Raw genomic sequence first — 12,332 nt, 5'->3', positions numbered from 1 at the left:
CTACGCCACCCGTCCTTCGCGGCGCAGCATGCCGACCAGCGGCGCCAGCACGTCGAGCAGCTCGGGCGACGCGCCAATGCGGTCCACCAGCGTGGCGGCGCCGCGCGGGTCCACCGACTCGACGCCGATGCGCAGCCGTTCCTCGAGCCCCCGGCGTACGCTCTCGGCGCCGCCCGGCAAGCGGGCGCCGCCGGCGATCAGGACGCGCCCGAAGCCACCGCCGTGCAGGCGGTCTTCGTAGTACATCGCGGTCTGGTGAATGAGGTCGGCCAGCGTGCCTTCGGCTTCCTCGCCGCGATGCCGGAAGAACAGCAGCGATTGATCGCGCATCACCGCCAGCGTGAGATAGGTATCGGTGACGTGCACGAGCAGCCAGTCGCCGGACGGGGCGCCCTCACCGGACAGAATCGCGTTGATCACGCTGAACGAGGCGATGTCCACCAGCCCGGCGTGCGCGCCGGCCATCAGGCACGCCTGCTCGTACTGCTGGATCACGTCCGCCCGCGCCAGCGACACCACCATCTCGCGGCCGCCGTCGGGGGCCACCGCGCCGGGCGACAAGCTCAGCACCGCCTGCTCGATCGGGAAGGGCGCCGCCTTGCGGATCTGCCATCGCACAATCTCGTGGAGGTCGGCGGACTTCGCCGGCACCTTCTCCAGCTTCAGCAGCGACACCTTCGCCACCGTGTCGGGCACCACCAGCGCCACCCGCGACGGCCGGTTGCCGAGCTCGGCGAGCACGCGGCCGACGGCCTGGGCGACCAGCGGCACGTCGGCCATGTTGAGCGCGGTCAGCGCCGGCACCACCGCGCCGGGCGGCAGCGCCTCCTGCGCGTGCGCCGCCACCACCGCCTGGTTGCCGCGCCACACCAGCCGCGCGGCGCCCACGTGCGCGTGATCGATCTCGATGGCCACGTCGGGGGGCGGGGTTTGAAAGAGTGCGCGGAAGCTCATTCGACGAACGTCACCTTGTTGATCTCGCGGAGCGTGGTCTCGCCGTTGAGCACGCGCTCAACGGCCGACTCGCGCAGCAGGCGCATGCCCTGCTCCTTGGCCGCGCGCTTCACTTCGGAGATGGGCCGCTTGTCGAGAATGATTTCGCGGATGTGATCGGTCAGGTCCAGCAATTCGCAAATCGCCATGCGGCCCTTGAAGCCGGTGCCGCTGCACTCGATGCAGCCGGCGCCCTCGTAGAAGGTGTGCTTCGCCGCCACCTCGGGGTCGATCGCCGATTCCGCCAGCAGCGCCGGGTCGATGACCACCGGCGCCTTGCACGCCTCGCAGATCTTGCGGACCAGCCGCTGCGCCAGCACGCAGTTGAGCGCGGAGATGAACTGGTAGGGCTCGACGCCCATGTTGAGGAAGCGGCCCAGCACGTCGAACACGTTGTTGGCGTGGACGGTGGTGAACACCAGGTGGCCGGTGAGCGCCGACTGGATCGCGATCTGCGCGGTCTCGGGGTCACGGATTTCGCCGACCATCACCTTGTCGGGGTCGTGCCGCAGGATCGAGCGGAGGCCGCGCGCGAAGGTCAGGCCTTTCTTCTCGTTGATCGGGATCTGCGTGATGCCTTTCAACTGGTACTCGACCGGGTCTTCGATGGTGATGATCTTGTCTTCGATGGTCCGGATTTCCGCGAGCGCGGCGTAGAGCGTGGTGGTCTTGCCGCTGCCGGTCGGTCCGGTCACCAGCACCATGCCGTACGGCTCGCGGATGTACTTGCGGAACCGCTTCAGCTCTTCTTCCGGAAAGCCGAGGATGTCGAGGCGCAGCTCGGTGAACTGCTCGCTCATCGACTGCTTGTCGAGAATACGAATGACCGCGTCTTCGCCGTGCACGCTCGGCATCACCGAGACCCGGAAGTCGATGGTCTTGCCGGGCACGCGCAGGCGGAAGCGGCCGTCCTGCGGCACCCGCTTCTCGGCGATGTCGAGCTCCGCCATCACCTTGATGCGCGACAGGATCGAGCTGTGAAAGCGCTTGGCGATCGGCCGCATCGCCGACTGCAGCACGCCGTCGATGCGGTACTTCACGTAGACCGCGTCGTCCTGCGTCTCGATGTGGATGTCGCTCGCCCGCCGCTGGATGGCGGTGTAGATGGTCGAGTCCACCAGCCGGATGATCGGGCTGCTGTCGCTGGTCAGCCGCTCGACGGTCAGGTTGTCGTCGCCCGAGTCGTCGTCTTTCAGGACCTGGATCTGGAATTCCTCGGTCGCCTCGTCGAGCACGCGCTGCGAGCTTTCGCTCTTCTTCAGCATGCCCTCGATCGCCGACCGCGCCCCGACCATCACCCGCACCGGCGTGCCGAGGATGACGCCGAGCTCGTCGATCATCGGCAGGTCGCTCGGGTCCGAGACGACGATGACCAGCGAGCGGCCGTCACGGCGGTAGGGCACGAAACCGTAGCGCAGCATCAGGTCCGCGGGAATCGACCGGAACAACTCCTGGTCGATCCGGAACTCGTGCATGCTCAGGAATTCCAGCCGATAGCGCTCGGCGAGCCGGCGCGCCGCCGCTTCTTCGGCGTTGCGCTCTTCCGCAGACACCGTCGCGGCCGACGGCTCCTCGATCAGGGCGTCGGGGTCGAGCGTGTCGTCCGGGGTTACGTCCACGTGCAGGATCCTTCCGCCATCAGCTGTTCCCGATCACCGAGGTCAGGTTGAACAGCGGCATGTATAACGCCAGCACGATGGTGGCAATCACGATGCCCATGAAGATCAGCATGGCCGGTTCGATCACCGTGACGAAGCGGGCCACCTCGGTGTCGATCTCTTCGTCGTAGAAGTCGGCCAGGCTGTTGAGCATTTCGGTGAGCGCGCCGGTGGACTCGCCCACTTCGATCATCTTGATGGCGACGTCCGGCACCGTCTTGCGCTCGAACATCGTCGCCGCGAACCCCTGGCCCTCGCGGACGCGGGTGACGACAATCGCCAGCTCCTCGCCCATGTGACGGTTGCCGGCGGCGCGCGAGGCGATCTCGAGCGCGTTGACCAGCGGGATGCCGCCGCCGAGCAGGGTCGCCAGCGTCCGCGCCAGTTGCGACGTCGCGAACTTGTGGAAGCTGCCGCCGACAAACGGCAGCTTCAGCAGCAAGGCATCAATCTTCGAGGTGTGTCCCGGCCGCCTCACCCAGGTCCAGAAGAAGGCGATGCCGCCGCCCAGCACGAGGGCAATCAGCAACATCTGCGACCGGATCACGTCCGACACCGCGACAATGACGCGGGTCGACAGCGGCAGGTCGGCGCCAAAGCTGAGGTAGAAGTCCGAGAACGTCGGCACCACCTTCACGATGATGATCGACACCAGCACCACGGCCAGCCCGATCAGGATCAGCGGGTAGATCATCGCCGAGATGGTCTTGGAGCGGACCGTGTCTACCGTCTTCGAGTACGCCACGTAGCGGCGCAGGACCGCATCGAGGTTGCCGGCGCGCTCGCCGGCCATCAACGACGCGGTGTAGACGTTGGGGAACAACTCGCCATGGGCCGCAAAGGCGTCCGACAGCGCGGTGCCGCTCCTGACCTTCTCGTGGACGTCGTCCAGCACCGACTTGAACAACGGATTGGTGAGGCGCGTGCGCAAGATGTCGAGCGACTGCACCAGCGGCATGCCCGCCTTCAGCAGCGTGGCCAGTTCCTGGTTGAAGACCAGGAACTCGTGGCGGTGGATTTTGCGGTTCGACGTGAACGAGAGGCTGCCAATGCCGAGCCGGGGGCGCAGCGACAGGACGTGCATCCCCTTCTCCTCGAGCTCACGCCTGAGGGCAGCTTCGCTTTGGGCGACGTAGACGCCCTCGATGATCTCGCCCGAATTGGTGCCGAGGCGGCAGCGGTATTCCATCCCTAACAGATTGACCCACAGGGGATTATAAGGAAATGGGACCTGTATTCCCACCCTTTAGACGACCGTTGCGGCCGAAAGGTCTAGCTAGCGTCCGGCCCTTTGCAGGATCCGGCGAACGTAGTTCTGGGTCTCCGGGAAGGGCGGGAGCCCGCCGTAGCGGCGGACCGTGGCTTCCCCGGCGTTGTAGGCGGCCAGCGCGGTCGGTAGTTCGAGGCGGCTCAGGAGGTCCTTGAGGTGCCGCACCCCGGCCTCGAGGTTCGACTTGGGGTCGTAGGCGTTGCGGACGCCGTACTGCCGGGCCGTGGCCGGCATCAGCTGCATCAGCCCGCGGGCGCCCTTTCTCGAGCGGGCGCGGGCCTGGTAGTTGGATTCCTGCTCGATTACGGCGTGGATTAGCCGCGCGTCGATGTCGTGGGACGCCGCCACCGTGGAAATCAGGTCGGCGAACGGCCGGGCCGCGAGCACGTCGTCGGCCACGCCGGGCGCGGTCGCGGCCACCACCAGAGGCGCGACGGCCGACGGTGCGTCAGCGGCCTCCGCGGCGGGCGCCGGATACGGCACTTCGTCGGGATCGACGCGCGTCACCATGGCCGCGGGGAATGTCACTTCCCCGCCGGCGCGCAGCACCGCGGTGCCCATCTCACCGTCCACGCGGTACGACTGCACCGACATGGTACGGCCGGTCTTGAAGACGAGGATCTCCGCGCTCGCGGCGTTCGCGAACACCAGCACCAGGGCGGCCAGCGCGAAGATCCTGATCATCGGTTACTGAACGAAGGCGTGGAACACGCGGACGCCGAGCTCGCGCGGGTCGCCGCTCTTCATCGAGGCTTCGAGCGCCGGCACGAAGGTCTTGTCGGCGATGAACTTCATCTCGACCATGTCGCCCTGGCCCAACTGGGCGGCGGTGATGGTGTATTTGCGCACCGGCGCCTCGGTGGCGCTGAGCGGCACCGTGGTCAGCACCTGGTCGCCGATGTTGATGGTCAACTGCTGCGCCGCAATCGGGCCGGTCGCCGGGTTGTCCACCTGCAGGAAGAGGACGACGTCGCGCTTCGGATTACGGAACGAGAGGGTCGCTTCTTTCTTGGTCCACTGCCACTCGGTGCGGCCGGTGCCCTCCGACACCACTTCCGCGGGGTGCCAGCCGTCCTTGAAGATCACGAAGATGTTCTCGGTCTGCGGCAGCAGCTCGAAGTCCACCACCTTGTACGAACGGTCGCCGCGATCCTCGTTGGTCAGCTTGACCCGTTCGTTGCTGCCGGGCGTGTAGATGCCCGCCACCACCTTGGCGGCGCCCACATACGGATAGCTCGGGATGAACATGGTCCGCGAGTACTCGACCGTCTGCCCCGGCTTCCACTCGGTGGTCGGGGTCGGCGGCTCGTGGTCGTCGGTCCACATCAACTCGTCGTCCGCGTCGAGGAAGTGGACGAACACGCGGCGCGGCCCGAGGTTCGGGGCGCTGGCGGCCGCGGTGAACTTGTAGGTGACCTCGACCGGGCTGCCGAGCGCCACTTTCGAGCGCGACAGGGACACTTGCAGGGTCCCGACCGGGGGTGTCGTGTCTTCCGGCTGCCCGCAACCCGCCAGCGTCACCGCCAAGGTCACCAGTACAGCCGTCGTCCGCAATCGTCTGATCATGTCTCTCCGTTGCATAGGTTGTCGAACGAGAATATCATGCACTCCATTCCGATGGACACTCCACGAGACGCACTGGGCATGGTCGAAACCAAGGGCTTTATTGGCTCGGTGGAGGCGGCCGACGCCATGGTCAAGGCCGCAAATGTGGTGTTAATCGGCACGGAATACATCGGCGCGGGCTACGTCACGGTGCTCGTCCGGGGCGACGTGGGCGCGGTCAAGGCCGCCACGGACGCCGGCGCCGCCGCCGCCCGCCGGGTGGGCGAACTGGTGTCGGTGCACGTAATTCCCAGGCCGCACGCCGAAGTCGAAAGAATCCTGCCTAAGGCTTAAGGCTTTGGCCGCCGCCGCTTCACCCGCCCAAACCGACAAGGATCTCGCCTCGATCGCCGAGGCGCGCGCGCTGGCGCGCCGCGCCAAGCTGGCGCAGGCCACGCTTGCCGAGTTTTCCCAGGACCAGATCGATCGCATCGTCGAGGCCATGGCCGCGGCGGTGACGCCCCATGCCGAGGCCCTGGCCCGGCTCGCCGTGGAAGAGACGACCTACGGCGTCGTGAGCGACAAGATCCAGAAGAACCTGTTTGCCTCGCAGCGGGTCTACGACTTCATCAAGCCCATGAAGACGGTGGGCGTGATCAACCGGATTGAAGACCGCAAGATCATCGAGATTGCCGAGCCGTTCGGCGTGGTCGCCGCCGTTATTCCGTCCACCAATCCCACGTCCACCGCGATCTACAAGATCCTGATCTCGATCAAGGCGCGCTGCGCCGTGGTGATGACGCCGCACCCGTCGGCCGCCCGCTGCATCACGCGCACCGCCGACATCATGAACGAGGCCGGCCGCCGCGCCGGGTTGCCGGACGGCGCCATCGGCTGGATGAACACGGTCACGCTCGAAGGCACGCAAGAACTGATGAAGGCGCGCGAGGTGTCGGTGATCCTCGCCACCGGCGGCATGGGCCTGGTGCGCGCGGCCTACAGCGCGGGCAAGCCCGCCTACGGCGTGGGCCCGGGCAACGCCCCCTGCTACATCGAGTCGAGCGCCGATGTGCGCAAGGCGGCCAGCGACATCCTCACCGGCAAGTCGTTCGACAATGGGGTGCTCTGCTCCTCGCCCAACTCCGTCGTCGTCGATCAGGCCGTGGAGCCGGAAGCGCGGCGCCAGTTCAAGGACCAGGGCGGCTACTTCCTGTCGCCCGCGGATGCCGAAAAGCTCGCCAAGGTGCTGGTCACGCCGCAGCTGTTGCCCAACCCGGCGTTTGTCGGCAAGTCGGCCGCGTTCATAGCCCAGCAGATCGGCGTCACGGTGCCGGCCGGCACGCGCGCCCTGATTGCCGAGCTGTCAGGGGTGGGCCGCGAGTTTCCGTTGTCGATTGAAAAGCTCTGCCCGGTGCTCTCGTATTACATCGTCAAGGATTGGCGCGAGGGCTGCGAGCGCTGCAAGCAGATCCTGAAGTACGGAGGCATGGGCCACACCATGTCGATCCACTCGCAGAACGACGCCGTCATTCTCGAGTTCGGCCTGCACAAGCCGGCCTACCGCATCTGCGTCAACACGCCCACCACGCACGGGTCGATTGGCATGACGACGGGGCTGGATCCGGCGATGACGCTGGGGTGCGGCGGTTTCGGCGGCAATATCACGTCGGACAACATCTCACCAAAGCACTTACTGAACATCAAGCGGGTCGCTTACGAACTGCGCCCGGCGAATCCGGCGCCGGCACCAAGCGCACCAGCTTTGCCCAAAGCGCCATCCAAGCCACAACCGGAATCAATCTCGGCTGACGCGCTAACCAGCAGAATCGACAGGTTTTTGGCCACCCGCGGTCTGGCACCGGCAGGCGTGGCATCCGCCTCCGCTCGCCGGGAAGCAGGCGAGCTGCGGCGAGACCTCGCCGACCTGTCCGCCGGAGCTTCAGCGAAGGTGGAAGCGGCCTACGGCCGCGAAGGCGGGCCCAAGGCACCCGAGGCACCGGCTGGCGAGCCCGAGAAGTTTGTTTGTGAAGAGGATGTTCGGCTGGCCGTTCGCGATGGGCGAAAGCTGTTGATTGGCGAGCGAACCATCGTCACTCCGTCCGCCCGCGATGCCGGCGAGGCGGCGAAGGTGTTCCTCCACGCCGGCTGGCCTTCTGTAAACAGCTGAGCCACAACAAGTTTGACCCCAAACTTGGTCGCGTGTTACCCTGCCTCGGTATCCTCGTCCCCCGAATGCTGAGCAAGACTCACCTCCCCATCGTGCTCCTGTGTTGCACATCCATATTTTCGGGATGTGTCAGTGGCTCAGGCGCAAAGACGGCCAAGGTCGTTCCCCAACCGCCAGTCGCCACCGTCACTCAGGCTCCCGTCGCGGCGGCGCGTCCTGATCCTGTAGCGCTGCTGATTGCCGAGTCGGATCGCCATTTCGCCACCGGGCAGAGGGAACTGACGCTCGGCCACCTCGAGGGGGCCAGGAGCGAGTTCGACCGGTCGCTCGATATCCTGCTGGAATCGCCAGACGGCGCGCGGACCGATGCGCGGATGCGCGAGCACTTCGACCGGCTCGTGGATCGCATCAGCGTGCTCGAACAGAACGCGCTGGCCAAGGGCGACGGCTTCACCGAAACCCGGACCGAGCCGGCCTCGATCGACACCCTGCTGGCCATCGAGACCTTTGACACCGCCAAGCCGACGCTGGCGACGGCGGAAACGGTCGAGGCTGACCTCGAGACCACCGGCCACGACATTCCCATCCCCACCAACGACCGCGTGCTGCGCTACGTGGAGTTGTTCCAGGGACGTCTGCGGGAATTCCTGACGGAAGGGCTGGCGCGTGGCGCGCAGTACCTGCCGATGATCCAGGCCACGTTCCGGGCCGAGGGCCTGCCGCTGGACCTCGCCTACGTGCCGCTGATCGAGAGCGCGTTCAAGCCGTCGGCACTGTCGCGCGCGAAGGCCCGCGGCGTGTGGCAGTTCATGCGCGGCACCGCGCTCGAGAACGGCCTCAAGGCCGACTGGTACCTCGACGAACGCGCGGACCCCGAGAAGGCCACGCTGGCGGCGGCGAAGTACCTCAAGACGCTGTACCGGACCTTCGAAGACTGGCATCTGGCCATGGCGTCGTACAACGGCGGGCCCGGCCGCGTGAAGCGGGCGCTGACGCGCAGCCGCAAGAACGACTTCTGGCAACTGAGCGCGACCACGCAGTTCCTGCCGCGCGAGACGCGCGATTACGTGCCGATGATCCTGGCGGCCGTAATCATCGCCAAGAACCCGGCGCAGTACGGTTTCGACATCGTGCCGATTGTGGCGGCGCCGACCGAAACGGTGATGGCGCCGCCCGCGCTCGACCTGCGCCGCGTCGCGGAGTGGGCCGGCGTACCGGTGGACGACATCCAGAAGCTCAACCCGGAATTCCGCCGCTGGACCACGCCCGTGAAGAAGGGCCAGTATTCGATCAAGGTGCCGCACGGCACCGCCGATCGCGTGCGTGACGGCCTGGCGGCGTCGGCGCCCGGCCAGCTGAACGCCATGCAGTGGCATACGGTGAAGAAGGGCGAGACGCTGGCGTTGATTGCCAAGAAGCTGCGCGTGAACCGCACCGACCTGGCGGAAGCGAATTACCTGCGCGTGACTTCGCGCGTCGCCACCGGCGCCAAGCTGGTGATTCCGCGCATGCCTTCGTCCAGCCTGCTGGCGCGGGTGGCGTCAGGCGATCTGGAAAAGGCGGCCGAAGCGGCGGTCGAGGATGTGCTGGCGGAGACCCTCGCGGTGGCGGACGAGCCGACGGCCCGGACCTACCGCGTGCGGGCCGGCGATACGCTGTCGGCGATTGCCCGCAAGACCGGCGCCACCGTGGCGCAACTCCGGAACTGGAACAAGATGCGCGGCACCAAGCTGAATGTCGGCGACCGCCTGGTCGTCCGCTCGCCGGGCGCCGTCGCCAACACCCAGCAGTAGTGCCAGTAGGGCGGCACTTCAGTGCCGCCGTTCCCCTTCTACGCGCTCTTGGTTTCGCCGCTGCGCGCGCGCAGCGACTTGATGCCCTGTTCGATGCGCTCGGCCACTTCGCGCTCGCGCTGCAAGGCCCGGAGCGTGTTCTGCGCTTCCTGCACCATGAAGTCGAGCCGGGCCAGCTTCTCGCCCACGTGATCGATCACGGCGCGCTGCTCGCCGAGCATCTCCAGGTTGACGTTGATGTCGTCGAGCAGGTTGGTGATGGCGTTGGCGCGCGTCTGCACCTCCTCCACCATCTTGCGGCGCGACTCGATGTCGGCGATCTTGGCGTCGGTGTCGCTGACCCGGCCGAGCAGGTCTTCGACCTTGCCGCGCAGGTCGGTGACCTCGGCGCGATGATCGGTCACGAACTGCAGGTCGGCCTTGCTGCGGCTGCTGATCTTGTGGACGCTCTCCACTTCGGCCTTCACGGCCTGGACCAGTGATTCTTTCTCGCCGATCAGCTTGATCTTCTGCTCGACGCCTTCGGTAGCGCGCGTGAGGTCGGTAAGCCGCTGCTCGAAGGTGGTGATCTTCTTCTCGGAGAACGCCAGTTGCGTGCGGCGCTGCTCGAGCTGCTTGACCATGGTCTCGGCGCGCTTCAGCTGATCCTCGGCCGCCTCGGTCTGCGTCACCGCGTCGCGCTGGCGGGCCTGCACCCGGGCCAGCTCGGTGAACAGCTCTTCCTTGATGCCGGCGGCGCGGCCCAGCTCGTCGCCGACCGTCTGCACCTGCTTGAGGCGCTCGGCGGTTTCCGAGGCCAGGTTCTTGCTCTGCTCGACCAGCTCGGTGAGCCGCGCCTTCTGCTCGTGCACCGTCGCTTCTTCCTGCTTCACGGTCTGGACGAGCTGCTGCGAACGTTCGATGGACTGACCGAGGGTGGCCACCTGCGCGGTGAGCGGCAGCAGGCGCGCCTGCAGCGCGGCAACGCCGTCGAGTTTCTGCTGCGCATCGACCACCTGCGTGCCGAGCGTGTCGCACAGGCCCTTGAGGCTCTCCACTTCGTTGCGGCGCGCGAGCTGTTCGGCCAGCTTGCGATCCACGTCGGAGGTGACGACGTGGAGGTTGTTGATGCGGCTTTCGAGCTTCTCGATGAACTGCAGCCGGGCGCCGACGCGCGTCAGCTGGGCGTCGAGCTCGGCCGCCAGCTCGCCGAGCCGGGTCGCCGACTTGGTGCCTTCGTCCACGGTGGCCATCTTGCTGAGCACGGCGTCCATCTTCGACTCGAGCTCCGGCGTGCGGCTGAGCAGCGTGGTGGCGCGCTCGCCGAACGCCTCGAGCGAGGCGCGATCCACCGACAGCTTGTCGCGCAGCACCGAGGCTTCGGCGTACGACTTGTGGAAGTCCGCGATCTCCGATCGCAGCACGTCGAGGTCCTGCCGCGACTGCAGCAGGCTGTCGTGCTGCGCCATGGTGCGGCGGCCCAGTTCGTCCACCTGCGCGAGCCGCTCGCCGAGCGCTTCGAGGGCGCCCTGCTTGCGGGCCATCTCGTCGGCCTGCGCCATCAGGGTCTGGAAGTCCTTGCTCAACTCGTCGGCGCGCTGGTTCATGGCCGACAGCGACTTGTCTTTGGCGAGCACGCCGTCCATGCGCGTTTCCGACTCGCCGACGGCGGCCGACAGGGCGCGCAGCCGGTGGTCGAAAGCGTCGAATTCCTTCTTGTCCACCGACAGCCGCTCGACGGTGGTCTTGAGGTACTCCGACAGGCCGCGGCTCTCCTTGTCGAGGCGGCCGAACTCGCGCGAGAACTCTTCGCGCGCGGTGGTCGCCGCCGACAGCTGTGCCGACGTTTCCTGGGCCAGCTTCTCCATGCGGGCCACGGTATCTTCGGCCCGCGCCACCTGCTTGGCACCTTCGTTCAGCTTGGCAATCTGGACGTCCATGGCCCACACCATCTCGTTGAGACGGTTGGCTTCGACCACGGCGCGCTCCACGGCGTGCTTCTGCGCCTCGAGGGCCTTGGCCTTCTGCGAGACGTGCTCGGCGAGCGAGTTCAGGGAGTTGAGGCGCTCTTCGGTGTTCTTGCTCAACTCCTGCAGCTGCACGAGCGGCCCGAGCTTCTTCTCGATTTCCTTCACCGCCTCGGTGGCCGAGACCGAGTCGTCTTTGGCCTCGCGCGAGGCCTCGCGGATGCGGGCGAATTCCTGCGTCAACTGGGCGCCGACGGAGCGGACGGTGTCGAGCTCGCCCTTGAGCGTGGCCACGCTTTCCACCGACCGGACGACCTCGGCGGTGGAGACCTTGAGCTGCCCGCGCAGGTCCTCGAACGACGACCGTTCCTTGCGGAGCGTTTCAATCGTGGCCTGGTTCTCGAGCGCCTGTGACGCGAGTTGGTTGACCGCGAGGCGATGCTTTTGCAGCTCACCATCGGGCGCGGTGATCTTCTCCGAGATTCGGTGCGCTTCGGTGACCTGGTCGAGCACGCCGCCAATACGCTTCTCGATCTGCTCGAGGCCCTTGGCGCGCTCGTCGTAGCCGGTCACCCTGGTCCCCAGCTCCTCGAGCTTCTTCAGGGTCAGGTCGGCCTTCTGCCCCACCTGGTCCAGCGCCTTGCTGGTTTGCGCGAGCTTGGAGGTGCCACCGGCCATTTGCGTGAGCATGGCACTCAGCGCGGCGCGCTCTTCACGCGCCTGATTGACCAGGGCTTGCAGCTCGTCCTGCTGCTGTTTCTTGTTGCCGCTGTTGCCGCCAAAGAGTGCGTCGAGCATGCCCGAGAGTATATAGCGCCGGCCCTGGTGAAGGAACAGCCGGCGGGCGCAAAAACTGCGGTATCCCGGCGGCGCCGGCGTGGCGGATTCTGCGACGCCTGCGCCCGGTCCTGACGCGATCCCTCCGTTTCCGCCTGAATCGCAATGGCGGCCTCCGGCAGT

At 66.8% G+C, this 12,332-nt stretch carries 9 protein-coding genes; 3 read left to right on the top strand and 6 right to left on the bottom strand.

The features are described 5' to 3' along the window. The 5 genes from pilM to WC815_01840 all read right to left on the bottom strand — a co-directional run bounded on the left by pilM (position 1) and on the right by WC815_01840 (position 5,487). Complete coding sequence (pilM, locus tag WC815_01860; GenBank protein ID MFA5907500.1) at positions 1–954, bottom strand: pilus assembly protein PilM; 954 nt, start codon at positions 952–954, stop codon at positions 1–3. Next, the gene (locus WC815_01855) at positions 951–2,612 is read right to left on the bottom strand and encodes a GspE/PulE family protein (protein MFA5907499.1); all 1,662 of its coding nucleotides are present in this window, start codon (positions 2,610–2,612) and stop codon (positions 951–953) included. The genes pilM and WC815_01855 overlap by 4 nt, the downstream gene beginning before the upstream one ends. 19 nt (positions 2,613–2,631) lie before the next feature. Then, positions 2,632–3,840, bottom strand: a complete 1,209-nt coding sequence (locus WC815_01850; GenBank protein ID MFA5907498.1) for a type II secretion system F family protein — start codon at positions 3,838–3,840, stop codon at positions 2,632–2,634. Positions 3,841–3,927: 87 nt separating this feature from the next. Further along, on the bottom strand, positions 3,928–4,605 hold the full coding sequence (locus WC815_01845) for a lytic transglycosylase domain-containing protein (GenBank protein MFA5907497.1): 678 nt from the start codon (positions 4,603–4,605) through the stop codon (positions 3,928–3,930). A 3-nt stretch (positions 4,606–4,608) separates the two neighbouring features. Further along, entirely contained in the window at positions 4,609–5,487 is an 879-nt protein-coding gene (locus tag WC815_01840) for a hypothetical protein (GenBank protein ID MFA5907496.1), read from the bottom strand. Positions 5,488–5,538: 51 nt separating this feature from the next. Between WC815_01840 and WC815_01835 the strand changes: the two genes are divergently transcribed. From WC815_01835 to WC815_01825, 3 genes are all read left to right on the top strand, one after another. Beyond that, positions 5,539–5,820, top strand: a complete 282-nt coding sequence (locus tag WC815_01835; protein MFA5907495.1) for a BMC domain-containing protein — start codon at positions 5,539–5,541, stop codon at positions 5,818–5,820. Positions 5,821–5,824: 4 nt separating this feature from the next. Then, the gene (locus tag WC815_01830) at positions 5,825–7,633 is read left to right on the top strand and encodes an aldehyde dehydrogenase family protein (protein ID MFA5907494.1); all 1,809 of its coding nucleotides are present in this window, start codon (positions 5,825–5,827) and stop codon (positions 7,631–7,633) included. 65 nt (positions 7,634–7,698) lie between these two features. Continuing rightward, entirely contained in the window at positions 7,699–9,426 is a 1,728-nt protein-coding gene (locus WC815_01825) for a transglycosylase SLT domain-containing protein (protein MFA5907493.1), read from the top strand. Positions 9,427–9,464: 38 nt separating this feature from the next. Here WC815_01825 and WC815_01820 read toward each other — a convergent pair whose 3' ends face one another. Then, positions 9,465–12,170, bottom strand: coding sequence for a hypothetical protein (locus WC815_01820; GenBank protein ID MFA5907492.1), 2,706 nt, complete (start codon positions 12,168–12,170; stop codon positions 9,465–9,467). Positions 12,171–12,332 lie beyond the last annotated feature (162 nt).

The sequence above is a fragment of the Vicinamibacterales bacterium genome, from assembly GCA_041659285.1.
GTDB lineage: Bacteria > Acidobacteriota > Vicinamibacteria > Vicinamibacterales > UBA2999 > 12-FULL-67-14b.
Note: the sequence above shows the minus strand (reverse complement) of the source record. Positions and strands in the feature narration are given on the sequence as shown.